General features: G+C 62.5%; 19 protein-coding genes and 1 pseudogene. 12 read left to right on the top strand and 8 right to left on the bottom strand.

Annotated elements, in window-relative coordinates:
- Nucleotides 1-128: 128 nt before the first annotated feature.
- The 3 genes from PSH94_RS10180 to PSH94_RS10170 are packed head-to-tail and all read left to right on the top strand — an operon-like array spanning nucleotide 129 to nucleotide 4,184.
- A complete protein-coding gene (locus tag PSH94_RS10180; RefSeq protein WP_181080788.1) occupies nucleotides 129-587 on the top strand; it encodes a (2Fe-2S)-binding protein in 459 nt (152 codons plus the stop codon).
- Entirely contained in the window at nucleotides 587-2,824 is a 2,238-nt protein-coding gene (locus PSH94_RS10175) for a molybdopterin cofactor-binding domain-containing protein (protein ID WP_305437331.1), read from the top strand. The genes PSH94_RS10180 and PSH94_RS10175 overlap by 1 nt, the downstream gene beginning before the upstream one ends.
- A 16-nt stretch (nucleotides 2,825-2,840) precedes the next feature.
- Nucleotides 2,841-4,184 carry a cytochrome c gene (locus PSH94_RS10170; RefSeq protein WP_305437329.1) on the top strand — a complete coding sequence of 448 codons (1,344 nt, stop codon included), beginning with the start codon at nucleotides 2,841-2,843 and terminating at the stop codon, nucleotides 4,182-4,184.
- A gap of 77 nt (nucleotides 4,185-4,261) precedes the next feature.
- Here the strand turns inward: PSH94_RS10170 and PSH94_RS10165 are convergent, their stop codons facing one another.
- Together PSH94_RS10165 and PSH94_RS10160 are read right to left on the bottom strand one after the other, a co-directional pair.
- Nucleotides 4,262-4,753, bottom strand: coding sequence for a CinA family protein (locus PSH94_RS10165; protein WP_253506585.1), 492 nt, complete (start codon nucleotides 4,751-4,753; stop codon nucleotides 4,262-4,264).
- 91 nt (nucleotides 4,754-4,844) lie between these two features.
- Nucleotides 4,845-5,066 (bottom strand): PLDc N-terminal domain-containing protein, encoded by a 222-nt coding sequence (locus PSH94_RS10160; protein ID WP_305437328.1) that lies wholly within the window; start codon nucleotides 5,064-5,066, stop codon nucleotides 4,845-4,847.
- Nucleotides 5,067-5,408: 342 nt separating this feature from the next.
- Here PSH94_RS10160 and PSH94_RS10155 point away from each other — a divergent pair.
- The 3 genes and pseudogenes from PSH94_RS10155 to PSH94_RS10145 all read left to right on the top strand — a co-directional run.
- Nucleotides 5,409-5,561, top strand: a pseudogene (locus PSH94_RS10155) (general stress protein); the annotation flags it as partial.
- Nucleotides 5,562-5,726: 165 nt separating this feature from the next.
- Nucleotides 5,727-6,077, top strand: a complete 351-nt coding sequence (locus tag PSH94_RS10150) for a general stress protein (protein ID WP_305437326.1) — start codon at nucleotides 5,727-5,729, stop codon at nucleotides 6,075-6,077.
- 133 nt (nucleotides 6,078-6,210) lie between these two features.
- Nucleotides 6,211-7,083, top strand: a complete 873-nt coding sequence (locus tag PSH94_RS10145) for a manganese catalase family protein (protein WP_305437325.1) — start codon at nucleotides 6,211-6,213, stop codon at nucleotides 7,081-7,083.
- A 21-nt stretch (nucleotides 7,084-7,104) separates the two neighbouring features.
- Here PSH94_RS10145 and PSH94_RS10140 read toward each other — a convergent pair whose 3' ends face one another.
- A complete protein-coding gene (locus PSH94_RS10140; RefSeq protein WP_285428929.1) occupies nucleotides 7,105-7,680 on the bottom strand; it encodes a TetR family transcriptional regulator in 576 nt (191 codons plus the stop codon).
- Between the two features lie 136 nt (nucleotides 7,681-7,816).
- Between PSH94_RS10140 and PSH94_RS10135 the strand changes: the two genes are divergently transcribed.
- On the top strand, nucleotides 7,817-8,605 hold the full coding sequence (locus PSH94_RS10135) for an SDR family oxidoreductase (protein ID WP_285428928.1): 789 nt from the start codon (nucleotides 7,817-7,819) through the stop codon (nucleotides 8,603-8,605).
- Between the two features lie 21 nt (nucleotides 8,606-8,626).
- On the opposite strand, the gene PSH94_RS10130 is transcribed toward PSH94_RS10135, so the two are convergent.
- Nucleotides 8,627-8,908, bottom strand: coding sequence for a hypothetical protein (locus PSH94_RS10130; RefSeq protein ID WP_181080778.1), 282 nt, complete (start codon nucleotides 8,906-8,908; stop codon nucleotides 8,627-8,629).
- A gap of 44 nt (nucleotides 8,909-8,952) precedes the next feature.
- Complete coding sequence (locus PSH94_RS10125; RefSeq protein WP_181080777.1) at nucleotides 8,953-9,102, bottom strand: hypothetical protein; 150 nt, start codon at nucleotides 9,100-9,102, stop codon at nucleotides 8,953-8,955.
- Here PSH94_RS10125 and PSH94_RS10120 point away from each other — a divergent pair.
- Nucleotides 9,101-9,256 carry a hypothetical protein gene (locus tag PSH94_RS10120; RefSeq protein WP_253506560.1) on the top strand — a complete coding sequence of 52 codons (156 nt, stop codon included), beginning with the start codon at nucleotides 9,101-9,103 and terminating at the stop codon, nucleotides 9,254-9,256. The genes PSH94_RS10125 and PSH94_RS10120 overlap by 2 nt on opposite strands.
- Before the next feature lie 57 nt (nucleotides 9,257-9,313).
- The gene (locus tag PSH94_RS10115; protein ID WP_181080775.1) at nucleotides 9,314-9,550 is read left to right on the top strand and encodes a hypothetical protein; all 237 of its coding nucleotides are present in this window, start codon (nucleotides 9,314-9,316) and stop codon (nucleotides 9,548-9,550) included.
- 10 nt (nucleotides 9,551-9,560) lie between these two features.
- On the opposite strand, the gene PSH94_RS10110 is transcribed toward PSH94_RS10115, so the two are convergent.
- Entirely contained in the window at nucleotides 9,561-9,806 is a 246-nt protein-coding gene (locus PSH94_RS10110) for a hypothetical protein (RefSeq protein ID WP_253506557.1), read from the bottom strand.
- 46 nt (nucleotides 9,807-9,852) lie between these two features.
- Nucleotides 9,853-10,785 (bottom strand): ZIP family metal transporter, encoded by a 933-nt coding sequence (locus PSH94_RS10105; RefSeq protein WP_285428927.1) that lies wholly within the window; start codon nucleotides 10,783-10,785, stop codon nucleotides 9,853-9,855.
- Between the two features lie 215 nt (nucleotides 10,786-11,000).
- Between PSH94_RS10105 and PSH94_RS10100 the strand changes: the two genes are divergently transcribed.
- Genes PSH94_RS10100 through PSH94_RS10090 form a run of 3 tightly spaced genes read left to right on the top strand, consistent with a single transcriptional unit; the run spans nucleotide 11,001 to nucleotide 12,939 of the window.
- Nucleotides 11,001-11,765, top strand: a complete 765-nt coding sequence (locus PSH94_RS10100; protein WP_305437322.1) for an OBAP family protein — start codon at nucleotides 11,001-11,003, stop codon at nucleotides 11,763-11,765.
- 24 nt (nucleotides 11,766-11,789) lie between these two features.
- A complete protein-coding gene (xth, locus tag PSH94_RS10095; RefSeq protein WP_285428926.1) occupies nucleotides 11,790-12,587 on the top strand; it encodes an exodeoxyribonuclease III in 798 nt (265 codons plus the stop codon).
- Nucleotides 12,580-12,939 carry a hypothetical protein gene (locus PSH94_RS10090; protein WP_305437321.1) on the top strand — a complete coding sequence of 120 codons (360 nt, stop codon included), beginning with the start codon at nucleotides 12,580-12,582 and terminating at the stop codon, nucleotides 12,937-12,939. Before xth ends, PSH94_RS10090 begins: the two co-directional genes overlap by 8 nt.
- Nucleotides 12,940-12,967: 28 nt before the next feature.
- Here the strand turns inward: PSH94_RS10090 and PSH94_RS10085 are convergent, their stop codons facing one another.
- Entirely contained in the window at nucleotides 12,968-14,299 is a 1,332-nt protein-coding gene (locus PSH94_RS10085) for an APC family permease (protein ID WP_305437319.1), read from the bottom strand.
- Nucleotides 14,300-14,368: the final 69 nt, after the last annotated feature.

Genomic DNA, 14,368 nt, shown 5'->3' with positions numbered 1-14,368 from the left:
CCTCCGAACTTGCAGGTAATCGCATAGATAGCCCTTGCGCAGTCGACTAGAGTTCGACGATGGGCGACCTATCGCCCTCCCTATAAGAAAACAGTATCCCTAACCGAAGATCAGCAGGTGAGCCAGTCATGGAGCTACGAATCAACCAGAAGACCTATCAGGTCGATGCCGACGCCGACACGCCGTTGCTGTGGGTGATCCGCGATGACTTGGGGCTGACCGGCACCAAGTACGGCTGCGGACTGGCTCAATGCGGCGCCTGCTCGGTGCTGGTTGACGGCAACGTGGTGCGTTCGTGCGTGACGCCGGTGGCCGGTGTGGTGGGCCGTGAGGTCACCACGATCGAAGCGATCGAAGCCGATGAAATCGGCAAACGCGTGGTCAGCGCCTGGGTCGAGCATCAGGTGGCGCAGTGCGGTTACTGCCAGTCCGGGCAGGTGATGGCGGCCACTGCGCTGCTCAAGCACACCCCGGCGCCGACGGTGGAGCAGATCGACGCGGCGATGGTCAACCTGTGCCGTTGCGGCACCTACAACGCCATTCATGCCGCCGTGCAGGACCTGGCGACCGGGAAGGAGCACGCTTGATGAACAAGCCTGAACTGATTCCCGGCCTGCCCCTGGGCGAACCGATCAACCTGTCCCGCCGGCGTTTTCTGGCCAGCACCGCCGTGGGCGCGCTGGTCATCGGCTTCGGCCTGCCGCTGGGCGCGTCCAGGGTACAGGCCGCTACCGGTGCGACCGCCGAACGCGGCACCCAGGTGCCGGCATTCCTGGAAATTCGTCCCGACGGCAGCGTGCGCCTGCTCAGCCCCTTCATGGAAGGCGGCCAAGGCACGCACACCGCCATGGCGCAGATCGTCGGCGAGGAGCTGGACGCCGACCCCGCCACTTTCATCGTTGAAGCGGCGCCACCCGGCGACGCCTATGTGGTGATGGAAAACGGCATGCGCATCACCGGCGGCAGTATGTCGGTGCGCATGAGCTACCCGACCATGCGCCGCCTCGGCGCCCTTGCCCGCGCCATGCTGCTGCAGGCCGGCGCGCAACAGCTCGGCGTGCCGGTGGCGCAGTTGACCACCCAACCGGGCCGTGTGGTGCATGCCGCGTCCGGCCGCTCGTTGGGGTACGGCGAGCTGGCCAGCCGCGCTCTGGACATGCCGGTGCCCGATCCGGCCAGCGTCACCCTGCGCGACCCGAGCCAGTTCCGCTGGATCGGCAAACCGGTCAAGCGCGTCGACGCCTACGACAAGTCCACCGGCAAGGCCCTGTACAGCATCGACCTGAAAGTCGACGGCATGCTCCATGCCGCCGTGCAGCATGCGCCGCGCCTGGGTATGACCGTCGGCAGCCTGCGCAACCAGGCTCAGGTCGAGACCATGAAGGGCGTGCATTCCGTGCATCAATTGCCCGGCGCGGTGGCGGTGGTGGCCGAGCGCTGGTGGCATGCCAAACGCGCGGTGGAAGCGATCCAGGTGGACTGGCAGGAACCGACCGCCGATTCCACCGTGCGGGCGATGCCGGCGGATTTTTCCAGCGACGCTTACCGTGATTTCCTCGCGGCCCAGCAAGGCCCGGCCCGTGACGATGAAAACGAAGGCGATGTGGCCGGTGCGCTGTCGAGCGCCAAAACCAAGGTCGAAGCGACGTACCACAACCAATACGTCAACCACGCGCAACTGGAGCCGCCATCGGCACTGGCGCGCTTCAACCCGGACGGTTCGCTGGACATCTGGCTGCCCAACCAGGCGCCGGACATGTTCCGCGCCGACATCGCCAAACGCACCGGCCTGGCGCCCGAGCGCATCAACCTGCATTCACCGCTGTTGGGCGGTTTTTTCGGTCGGCACTTCCTGTACGACTCAGCCAGCCCTTACCCGCAGGCCATTGCCCTGGCCAAGGCGGTGGGTCGCCCGATCAAGCTGATCTGGAGTCGTGAAGAAGAATTCCTGCGCGATGTCTTGCGCCCGGTGGCGGTGGTCAAGTTCCGCGCCGCGCTGGACGCCGACGGCCTGCCCGTGGCCATCGAAGCGGTGAGCGCCACCGAAGGCCCCACCGAAGCCATCGCCGGCAAACAGGGCGACAAACTCGACCCCACCGCCCTTGAAGGGCTGTCGGGCAAGAGCTACGCGATCCCCAACAAGCGCATCGCACAGATCTACGTCAAAGGCCCGGCCATGCTTGGCTACTGGCGGTCGGTGGGCAATTCGCTCAACGACTTTTTCTATGAAGCGTTCCTTGATGAGCTGGCCGACAAAGGCGGTCGCGACCCGTACGACCTGCGCCTGCACCTGCTGCGCGACAACCCGCGGCTGACCACGCTGCTCAAGGCGGCGGCTGAGTTGTCCGGCGGCTGGAAGCGCGGCCCTTATACCGCCGAAGACGGCACCCGCCGCGCGCGGGGCGTGGCCATGGCCTCGCCGTTTGGCTCGCATGCGGCAGTGATCGCCGAGGTGTCGATCGATAAAGGCCAGGTCAAGGTGCATCACATCTGGGAAGCCATTGACCCCGGCAGCATCGTCAATCCGGCCATCGTAGAGGCGCAGGTCAACGGCGCCGTGGCCCTGGGCCTGTCGCAAACCTTGCTGGAAGAAGCGGTGTACGTGGACGGCAAGCCACGGGCGCGCAACTACGACCTTTACCCGATCCTGCCACCTTCGCGGATGGCCCAGGTGCATGTGAAGATCGTCGAGAGCGGCGAAAAAATGGGCGGCATCGGCGAACCACCCCTGCCGGCCGTGGCGCCGGCGGTAGTCAACGCCGTGGCGCAACTGACCGGCCAGCGCGTGCGCAGCCTGCCATTGAGCCGACACACTTTCAGCTGACCGACCGAGACCGCCCATGAACAACCGATTCGCAAGAACCCTCGGCTGGTTGGCCGTGCCCTGCCTGGTCGCCGCCGGCGCGCTGGCGTGGTACGTCACCCGTCAGCCTGTTACCGCGTTCGAGCAGCCGCAAGCTGCCGAGTTCGACCCTGCGCTGGTCAGTCGTGGCGAGTACGTCGCGCGCCTGAGCGACTGCGTGGCCTGTCACAGCCTGCCCGGCAAGGCGCCGTTCGCCGGCGGCCTGGAAATGGCCACGCCACTGGGCAATATCCACGCCACCAACGTGACGCCGGACCCCACCCACGGCATCGGCCGCTACAGCCTCGCCGACTTCGACCGCGCGGTACGCCACGGCGTAGCGCCCGGCGGGCGGCGTCTGTACCCGGCCATGCCCTACCCCTCCTATGCCAAGCTCAGTGACGATGATGTGCGGGCGCTCTACGCATTCTTTATGAAGGGCATACAACCGGCGAACCAGGCCAACATCCCCAGCGACATCCCCTGGCCGCTGAACATGCGCTGGCCGATTGCGCTGTGGAACGGGCTGTTCGCGCCGAACGCCACGTATGCGCCCAAGCCCGCGCAGGACGCGCTGTGGAACCGGGGTGCCTACATCGTCCAGGGTCCCGGCCATTGCGGCAGCTGCCACACGCCGCGCGGCCTGGCCTTCAACGAAAAGGCCCTGGACGAAGCCGGTACGCCGTTCCTCGCCGGCGCGCTGCTCGACGGCTGGTACGCTCCCAGCCTGCGCCAGGACCCCAATACCGGCCTGGGCCGCTGGAGCGAGGCGCAGATCGTGCAGTTCCTCAAGACCGGTCGCAACCAGCACGCGGTGGTGTACGGTTCGATGACGGAAGCGTTCAACAACTCGACTCAGTTCATGAACGACGATGACCTGGCCGCCATCGCCCGCTACCTCAAGTCCTTGCCTGGTGACCCACAGCGCGACGGTGCACCCTGGGCTTACCAGGCCGTTGCCGCCAACGGCCGCCCGGATGCTCCCGGAGCCCACACCTACGCTACCCGCTGCGCCTCGTGCCATGGCCTGGACGGCAAAGGCCAGCCCGACTGGATGCCGCCGCTGGCGGGGGCCACCTCAGCCTTGGCCACAGAAACCGCCTCGGCCATTAACATCACCCTCAACGGCGCCCAGCGCGTAGTAGCCGCCGGCGTTCCGGACGCCTATCGCATGCCGGCCTTGCGCGAGCAACTGTCCGACCAGGACATCGCCGAAGTGCTGACCTACGTACGCAGCTCCTGGGGTAACCACGGCGGCGCGGTCGAGGCCAAGGCCGTCGGCAAACTGCGCGAGCACACTGACCCGGCGAGCAGCACGCCGATCATCCTGCAGATGCGCTGACCTGCGGCGTCAAACCAACGAGCGGGCAAGCTCTGCAGACGCAGAGCTTGCCCGCCAGGGAAGCAGCACGGCCGCGCCTAACGGCCTGCCGCCTCATCCAGAAAACGCATCACGCCTTTCAACGCATATTCAGCGGCGAGTACCTGCACCTGTTCGCGCGAACCGATGAAGCGTTCCTTGCGGCTGAATACCTTGACTGCGCCATTGAGGTGATACGCCCAGGCAAAACACACGGTGCCCGGCGGGATGCCATCGATGCTGTCAGGTCCCAGCAGCCCAGTGGTGGCGACGGCCACCTGCGCAGGGCTATCGCGCAAGGCGCCCTGGGCCATTTCGCGGGCCACTTCGCAGCTGGTGAGGTTGAACGTCGCGATGGTGTAGGCACTGACACCCAACAAGCGTTGCTTGGCTTCTTCGGAATACACCACGTACCCGCACTCGATACACGCACCACTGCCCTCCACCTGCGACAGCAGCGAAATGATCTTGCCGGCCGTGCACGACTCGGCGGTGGTGAGCAGCAGGCGATGTTGTTTCAGGCAATCAACAGTAGCTGCGGCGATTGACATGAACTTCCCTCCTCTGGATAGACAGCGTGCGCTACTCCTTGGAAAGCGAGCGCCGGGTAAAAATTCGGTACCGGACCGCTCCCTATCGGACTCAGCCCTTGCTGTGTTCGGGTGACGATGGCCCTTTGGTTATGCCACGCGGTCCGGCGACGCTCCAGATCACCGCGCCGCCAAACGGCAGCAGGATCACCAATGCGGTCCATCCCAGCTTGGTGCGCGAGGTTTTGCTGCTGCGCCAGACGCTGTTGATGATCCACAGGTCGAGCAACACCAGGATCACGGCCAGCCCTGCCCAGAAGTAAGTAGCTTGCATACGACACCTCCTAGTGAGTGATGCACTGTTAGGCTGCACGCCAAGTCCAGAGGTTCACTTTGCTGATAAGCGAAGCGGCAACTAAGCGAAGCGGCAAACAGCTAGCAAGTTAATATCAAGCACTGCACTTCAGCGCGCCAAAACTTATACGAAGCGGTGTTAACAACCGGCATTTTGTATAAGTTTTTCCCACTCATTACCGTTTATCGCTATTTTAAAAATTTCTTCAAGCATTTCTGCCACTGGCGTTATCGGAATAAGTGTCCGTTGTTGCAATGGGCATTCACATACCTAACTTGATTAATGTGGAGATGCATCATGCCTACCAGTAATAAAAACCCCGGCAACTTCGCCAACGACCACGAACGCGCATCCGAAGCAGGCCGCAAAGGCGGCCAGGCGTCTGGCGGCAATTTTGCCAACGACCGCGAGAAAGCCTCGGAGGCTGGGCGTAAAGGCGGCCAGCACAGCCACGGCGGCGGCCGCAAGTCGTAAATGCGCCAGGATCAAAGCGCTATGTAATCGCAACTTTCGTGACACTTTTAAGCAATGTTCGCGCATCTCAGCTCGACGCAGGTTGTGCGTGAGGCCGTGCAGCGCAGATAACTTAAGCGCTTCAGTGAAAGTTGCGTCACCCTTATAAACATGAGGTAAGCGACAATGAGCACTCAAGATAAACAAGGCGAAATGAGCGTCAGCGAAGCGGGCAAAAAAGGTGGCGAGGCAACTTCCGCCAGCCACGATAAGGAGTTTTATCAAGAGATTGGCAGTAAAGGCGGCCAGAACAGTGGCGGCAACTTTAAGAATGATCCTGAGCGCGCCGCCGAAGCCGGCAGCAAAGGCGGCCAGAACAGTGGTGGAAACTTCAAGAACGATCCCGGACGCGCCGCCGAGGCGGGCAGCAAAGGTGGGCAAAGCAGTGGAGGAAACTTTGCCAACGACCGCGAAAAAGCCTCGGAAGCCGGGCGCAAAGGCGGCGAGCACAGCCATGGTGGCGGGCGCAACAGTTGAGGCGCCGATGCAGGGGAGCGGCACCGCTCCCCTGTTTTTTTAACGCTGCTGATGGCTCACGCCCACAGCGCCAGACCTGCCCATACGCGGCCTGGATGTACGCGTTGCCGTTCATTGCCTGAGGAGATGTGTGATGTTTTTACATAACAAGCGACTTCAATACACCGTCCGTGTCGCCGAACCCAACCCGGGCCTGGCGAACCTGCTGCTGGAACAATTCGGCGGTGCCCAGGGAGAGTTGGCAGCGGCTTCGCGCTACTTCACCCAGGCGCTGGCCGAGGACGATCCAGGTCGCAAAGACCTGCTGATGGACATTGCCACCGAGGAGCTCAGCCATCTGGAGGTCATCGGTTCGATCATCGTCATGCTCAACAAAGGCGCCAAGGGTCGCATCGCCGAAGGCGTCGAAGAAGAAGGTGAGCTGTACCGCTCACTCAATGGCGCGGGCAATGACTCTCATATCACCAGCCTGTTGTACGGCGCCGGTTCACCCTTGACCAACTCGGCGGGCGTACCGTGGACGGCGGCTTATATCGACACCATCGGCGAACCCACGGCCGACATGCGTTCCAATATTGCCGCCGAAGCGCGGGCCAAGATTGTGTATGAGCGGTTGATGAACGTCACGGACGACCCTGGCGTGAAAGAAGCACTGGGTTTTCTGATGACGCGGGAAATCGCCCATCAACTGTCCTTCGAAAAAGCCTTGCATGCGATTCAACCCAACTTTCCCCAGGGCAAGCTGCCGGGCATGCCTGAGTTCAGTCACGTCTACTTCAATATGTCGCAAGGCACGGAGGATAAACGCGGCCCATGGAACGAAGGGGACGCGTGGGAGTTTGTGGAAAACCCGCTCCCGGCCGTGGACGGCGGCGACGGCCTTGCCAGCGTGCACCTGAGCGCCGAAGACGAAGCCCGGCTGGATCAAATGAAAGCCCGCACCCTGTCCGACCCGCTCAGCGACCCGGTAACGGGCGCAGATTTGGGTGCCTCGAAGCAGCCGTAACAACAGCTACGGGGGCAGGCCTCACTGCGGCCTGTCCTCGCCTCCCAGGATCGCGGCGCGACACGCGGCCAGGATTTCATCGGCCAACGCCGAGTCGTCCGGGCATGCACGGGACATGATCAACCCACCCAGCACCTGTGCCATCAATGCAAGCGTGCCGGCACGCGAAGCGGTCGGGTCCTGCGCTTCTGCCTCTGCTTTGGCCGCATGCAACACACCCAGTTGGGCTTCGATGCCGGCGGCAAATGCAACGCGAACCTCGTCTTCCTTACGTGCGGCATCACCGCACAACGCCGCCAGCGTGCAACCTGTGGCGCGCTGATCGCGGTGCTCGCGCGACAGGTACACGTTTACGAACGCCTCGGTCGAAGCCCCCGCCGTGCGCGCAGCCGACTGCGCCAGGCCACAGGCTGATGCTTGTGCCATGAGGTCGGCCTTGGACTCGAAGTGTTTGTAGAACCCGCCCTGGGTAAAACCTGCCGCCGCCATCAGGTCAGCGATGCCCACACCGTCATACCCACGCTCGCGAAACAGCGCCGAGGCCGTTTCCACGATGTGCGCGCGATTGGCCTGAGCCTGTTGTTTAGAGACTTTCATGGTTCACCTGAATCTTTTACATACGTGCCGCAAGCATACATTGATGTCGACCAACATCAAAACATTGACATTTTAGATTTCGGTCGTAATCATTAAGCCCTCTCCATCACCCGCGACACTCTTCAGGAAACTCACCATGACCACGCTCCCCACTGTTCTGATCACTGGCGCCTCCTCCGGCATCGGCGCCACCTATGCCAGGCGCTTCGCCCGTCGTGGCCATGACTTGGTGCTGGTCGCTCGAGACAACGCGCGCCTGGAGGCATTGGCCGTACAGTTACGCGAGGAAAACGACGTGGCCGTGGAGGTGTTCCAGGCCGACCTGACCCTGGCCGCCGACCTCGCGTCGGTGGAAACCCGCCTGCGCGACGATGCACGCATCGGCATCCTGATCAATAACGCGGGCATGGCGCAGTCCGGAGGCTTTGTTCAACAGAGCGCCGAAGCCGTCGATCAACTGATCGCCCTCAACGTCGTGGCGCTGACACGCCTGGCTGCCGCCGTGGCGCCGCGCTTTGCGCAGGCCGGCAGCGGTTCGATCATCAACCTGGGCTCGGTGGTGGGTTTTGCGCCCGAGTTCGGCATGTCGGTGTACGGCGCGACAAAGGCATTCGTGCTGTTCCTGTCCCAGGGACTGAGCGTGGAATTGGCGGCCAAGGGCGTGTACATCCAGGCCGTCCTGCCCGCCGCCACTCGCACCGAAATCTGGGAACGCGCCGGCATCGATATCAATGCGCTGCCGGAAGTGATGGACGTGGATGAGCTGGTGGACGCGGCCCTGCTGGGTTTCGACCGTCGCGAGCCGGTGACCATCCCGCCATTGCACGTCGAAGGCCGTTGGGACCAACTGGACCAGGCGCGCCAGGGGCTGCTCGCGGATATCCGCCAGGCGCACGCCGCCGAGCGTTATCAGGCGCAGGCCTGAGTCCTATAGCCTGGCCGGGGCCTATGCTTGAGCCTCGGCGTCGATGCACAGATCAATCGCCACGGTATCTAGACGGTCACGTTGCAGGGTCGCCAGACTCTGCAACGTTTTTGCGTGGACGGCGTCCGCGGCGTCCTTGAGTCGTTGCCACTCTTCAAGGCTGATGACGTCGCGCAGCACTAGTTCATCGGCTCGGCTGATCAAGGTCTGGTGGAAGTCATCGGGATGATCCAGGCGATAGCTGTCGTCCTCGAGCAGCAAGTGCCAGCCTCGAATTGCCATTGCCTTGTCGGTTTTCTCCATCGTCACAGGCCCCCTTCATGCCAGCCAGCACCGTGCCTCGCACATCACTTATGCTCATCCGCCTTGCCTTCCTGCATCTGCACGGAGGACTTGGTGGAGCTGCTATTGCCTTTTGTGGCGTTGTCCGAATTGTCGAAGCAGCCGTGCAGCAGGAACAGGCTGCACAAGCCCAGGCACATCGATAACTTTTTCATGATCGTTCACCAGGTAATGAAACAAATGGCCCCGACGCCAGCGCGTTGCCTGCGCCAGCCCTTGTTTAGTCTGGCCGGGAGCACCGGCGATACGTTCAACAAATTCGGCACAGGCCTGACGAGCGGTGACGGCAACACGGCGTTGAAAATCTGAATTATTTGCCCGATGCGCCCTCTGTTTTTCAAACCGCAGGTAGTTGAAGGAGGGGTCTTGAGTGAGCTGAATTGGGTCCAATGGCCTGCCATGGTGGTGACGGTAATCGCGGCCTGGCTGATTGGATCGCAACGACCGGCGCGACGAATGACGGGTTTCTGCTGCTTTATCGCGAGTAACGTGCTGTGGGTAATCTGGGGCGCGTACGCGCAGGCCTACGCGCTGATCGTGCTGCAAATCTGCCTGTGCCTGATGAACCTGCGCGGGTTCAGAAAGAACTTTCTGAATCGCTAGCAAGCACGCTTCACCCCGCGTTCCGGCTGCGCTGGTTTTTTCGAAATCCTCGCGCGTTCATGCCCAAAAGAATGCCCTCCAGCAGGATCAGCGCGAACGCCTGGGTGTGCCAGCCCCACACGATCCACAAGGCATTACTGAGGATGAACCCCCAGAATGCAAGCATGCGGCGACGCGGTCGTTGCGAGCCGATAAACCAGGCCGAAATCACCGTCACCACCATGGCAGGCCACTGCACCCAATCCATCAAATCCAAACAAACCTCCTTTGGTAAACCTGCTCGTCGGTGAATAAAACGGGGCTCAGCCCAAGGCTGTATCGAGAAACATCATGACCGCGAAACCCAGCATCAACCCGAGGGTGGCCGGAGTTTCGTGGCCGTTGCGGTGGGTTTCCGGAATCACTTCGTGGGAGACGACGAAGATCATCGCGCCTGCCGCCAGCCCCAAGGCAATCGGATAACCCAGGGCAAAGCCGCTGGAAATCCCCAGCCCCACCACGGCGCCCAGCGGTTCCATCAGCCCCGAACCCACCGCGATCAGCATCGCACGCAGCGCCGAGACGCCGGTGACCCGTAGCGCCAGAGCGACCGCCAGGCCCTCGGGAATGTCCTGGATGGCGATGGCGGTGGTCAGTGGCATGCCGACGTGCAAGTCGCCATCGGCAAAGCTGACACCGATGGCCATGCCTTCCGGCAGGTTGTGCAGGGTGATGGCGAGCACGAACAGCCAGACACGATTGAAACGTTCAGTCTGCGGGCCTTTACGCCCACTTTTCGAATGCTCGTGGGGCACGAAGCGATCCAGGCCGACCATCAGCGCCACGCCCAACGCCAGCCCCAACACCACGGTGCAAGCAGCCGACAACTGATGGCCGGTAATCGATTGTGCGGCCTCTATACCGGGCAGAATCAGTGAAAACGAGCTGGCCGCGAGCATCATGCCGGCCGCGAAACCCAGCATGACATCCTGGGTCCGCGCGCTGATCTGACGCAGCACGATGGCCGCAATGGCGCCCAGGGCCGTGGCAGCGAAACCGCTGAACCCGCCCAGCAGGGCGTAGTGCAAATGGGTCGTGTCGCCCTCGACGACGGCGTTGTAGCCGCTGGCCAGCAACCACAGCGTCACCGCGACTGTGCAGGACCAGAACAATGCGCCGGTCCATCCTAGGCTTGAGGCCCGGTGCAGCCAGCGACGCGACGGTGCTGGAGCGGATGACGTAGAGGGGTCGGGCATCAGTGACTCCATGGGGGTGCTCTTGCAGACCGGGCGATTGAATCAACTGTCTTAGGATTTGAGTGTTTGCGTTGAAGTTCCAACGTTTTGACCTACGTGCTCGGCAAGCACGGGTATGGCACCTGTCGTCGGCCCATCGAGCGATAAAAACAAACTTTCCCGGCACGCAAGCTATCCATAGGAGGCATTCGATCACCAACAGAAGGGACTCCAGCATGGGTGCAATTCATACAATCCCTGGCGTCAGAGCGGCCTGCGCTACGGCAGTGGCGTTGCTGCTCGGCGCCTGCGCCGCCGACAATTCAGCCTCCAACGTGGTTGCACCGGGCGATGCGCCCTCGCCCACCACGCGCTCTTTAGAGGCCGGTGCGGCGCTGTTGCAATCACGCCCGCCGGTTGAAGCGTTGAACGCGTACCTCGACGGTTTCCATTTCTACAACGGCCACATGGACGCCCAAATGGAGGCGCACCACTACTGCGCGATTCTTAATGAAGAAGTGATTCAGTGCGTGATTTACGACGGCAATCGCAAGGATGCCAAGTTGATGGGCGTGGAATACATCATCAGCGAGCGCCTGTTCAGCGGCCTGCCCAAGGCCGAACAGGCGCTGTGGCACAGCCATGTGCACGAGGTGAAATCCGGCCAGTTGATCGCGCCTGGAATTCCCGAGGTGGCCGAGCATGCCTTGATGGAAAAGCTCGTACACACCTACGGCAAGACCTGGCACACCTGGCACACCGACCTCAATAAAGACCTGCCTCTGGGCGTGCCCCAATTGATGATGGGCTTCACGGCCGATGGCCAGGTCAACCCGCAACAGGTAGCCGAGCGCGATCGTCGGTTCGGCATCGACAGCGCGCAGAAGCGCAAGGCCCGTGCCGACATACCGACCCCCACTGTGGCGCCGGGCGCGGATGCGTGGCGCCATGGCAACGTGTTCCAGATTGCGGACCCGACCAACACGCCCCATCAGCACTGAATTTACCGATTGAGGAACCGCCCCATGCCCTCGCTCAAGATCGCCACATTCAATGTCAACGGCATCGGCGCGCGCCTGCCGAACCTGTTGCGCTGGCTGGAGAAAGAACGCCCGGACATTGTCTGCCTGCAGGAACTGAAAGCGGCGGACAAAGCGTTCCCCGCCAAGGCTCTGGAAACGGCGGGCTATGGGTCTGTGCACCACGGTCAGGCCTCCTGGAACGGTGTCGCCATTCTGGCCCGCGACGCCGAACCGCTGCTGATTCATCGAGGCCTGCCGGGCGCCGAGGACGACACCCAGTCGCGCTATCTGGAAGCGGCGGTATTGGGGGTGGTGGTCGGCTGCCTGTACCTGCCTAACGGAAATCCGCAGCCCGGGCCGAAATTCGACTACAAACTGCAATGGTTCGAACGGCTGATCCAGCACGCGCAGCGCCTACAGGCCAGCGAACACCCGGTGGTGCTGGCGGGTGACTACAACGTGGTGCCCACCGACCTGGACATTTACAGTACACGCTCCTGGCTCAAGGACGCCCTCCTGCAGCCGGAAAGCCGTGCGTGTTACCAAAAGCTGCTGGAGCAAGGCTGGATCGACTCGATACGGCATCTGTATCCGGACGAACGCGTGTACACGTTCTGGGACTATTTCCGCCAGCATTGGCAGAAAAATTCCGGGCTGCGTATCGACCACCTATTGCTGAACCCGATACTCACGCCGCGCCTGCGCAATGCGGGCGTGGATGCATGGGTACGCAACGAAGAACATGCCAGCGACCATGCGCCCGTGTGGGTCGAGATCGCGCCTGAAACGCGCCATGGGTAAGCGTACCGTCCCGCTCCAGGCCTCCTCCCGCTACCCGACCACGCCCGATGGCCGCTATTTCGTAATCAGAGGCATTCTGTGGCGCTGCAGCAATCCGCAGTTGCCGGAAACGGTCCGCCAGGATCTGGTCAAGCAACTGATGACTGCGCGTCGCGAGGTAAAAGCCGCCAAGGCGAGCGGCGATGACGACGCGCTAAAAGACGCGCGCTCCAAGGTGCAGCAGGCCAAGGTTGGCTTGGGTGAGCGCGGCCCGGTGTGGTGGGATGACGGGGCTGGTGACTTTAACCGGCATAAGGTCGCGAATACGCCCTACGCCGCGTGGCACGCCGCATTAACCACCGCCACGGTCTAGCGCATGCGCAAGACCGTGGCGGCGGCCTTTAACTCGGCGCCGCCACGGGGGTCGCCAGGCGGTTACAGCCATACAGCACGACACCCAGCAGCATCAGCGCGCCACCGCGCAGCCAAGTGTCGAGGCTCTGCTGGCTGAGCAGAATCAGGCACGACACGATGGCCAGCACCGGCACCCAGGTCGGGACGCGGAAGTGATCCTTGTCGACAGGGTCGCGGCGCAGCACCAGCACCGCCAGGTTGGTGCTGAGGAACACGAACAGCAGCAACAGCACCACGGTTTCGGCCAGGGCTGCGAGGGTACCGGTAAGGGTCAGCGCCATGGCCACCCCGGTGGTGGCGATGATTGCAAACAGCGGCGTCCGGCGTTTGGACAGCACCCGCGACAGCGGAGTCGGCAACAGCCCCATGCGCGCCATGCCATAGGCCAGGCGACTGGCCATGATCATGGTCAACAGTGCGCCGTTGGCCACCGCCACCAGGGCAATAAAGGCGAACAACTGCGGCGGAATATTCAGGCCCGAGGCCCGTACCACTTCCAGCAACGGCGCCGAGGTCGCCATCAGTTGATCCATCGGCAGCACCACGGAGGCGGCCACACCGACCGCCATATACACAACACCGGCGGTGATCAGCGCGCCGAACAGCGCACGCGGGTAGACCGTGCGTACGCCACGGATTTCTTCCGCCAGGTTGGCCGATGTCTCAAAGCCAACGAACGAATAGAACGCCAATAACGCGGCGCCCAGCACCGCGAGCATCGGGTTGACGCCGGCTTTGAATTCCACGGCACGCCCAAGGTTCGCCTCACCCGCGTGGAAACACCAAACCGCAGCGACCACCACCAGTAACAATCCGGAGAGCTCGATGCAGGTCATCACCATATTCGCGCCCAATGACTCCTTGATCCCGCGTGCATTGAGCAGGGCAATGACCGTCAGGAACACCAGAGCAGCCAGGGTCGGTGGAACCTTGAGAAACGCCGCCAGGTAGTCGCCGGTAAATGCCAGGGAAAGCCCCGCCGCACTGGTGACCGCAGCCGCCAGCATGCTGAAGCCCACCAGGAACGAAACCAGCGGCGACTTGAACGCCTTCTCGGCAAACACCGACGCTGCGCCGGCATGCGGGTACTTGGTTACCAGTTCCGCATACGAGCCGGCCGTGAGCATGGCGAAGAACAATGCCACCAGCAATGGCACCCAAATCGCACCGCCTACCTGACCTGCGATAGTGCCGGCCAGCGCATACACGCCGGCACCGAGGACATCGCCAAGGATGAACAAAAACAGCATTGGCCCGGTCACGGCGCGGCGCAGCGACGGTTTGGCGGATGAAGCGGGGCTGAAACTGGATTCGGTCATGGGCGGCTCTGCAGGCAAGTTGTCTAACAATGGAAGCGACCAGCGCGGACAAAGTTCATTTAACTCACA

Source organism: Pseudomonas sp. FP2254, assembly GCF_030687695.1.
GTDB classification, from domain to species: domain Bacteria; phylum Pseudomonadota; class Gammaproteobacteria; order Pseudomonadales; family Pseudomonadaceae; genus Aquipseudomonas; species Aquipseudomonas quebecensis.
This window is presented reverse-complemented; position numbering and strand designations above follow the sequence as displayed.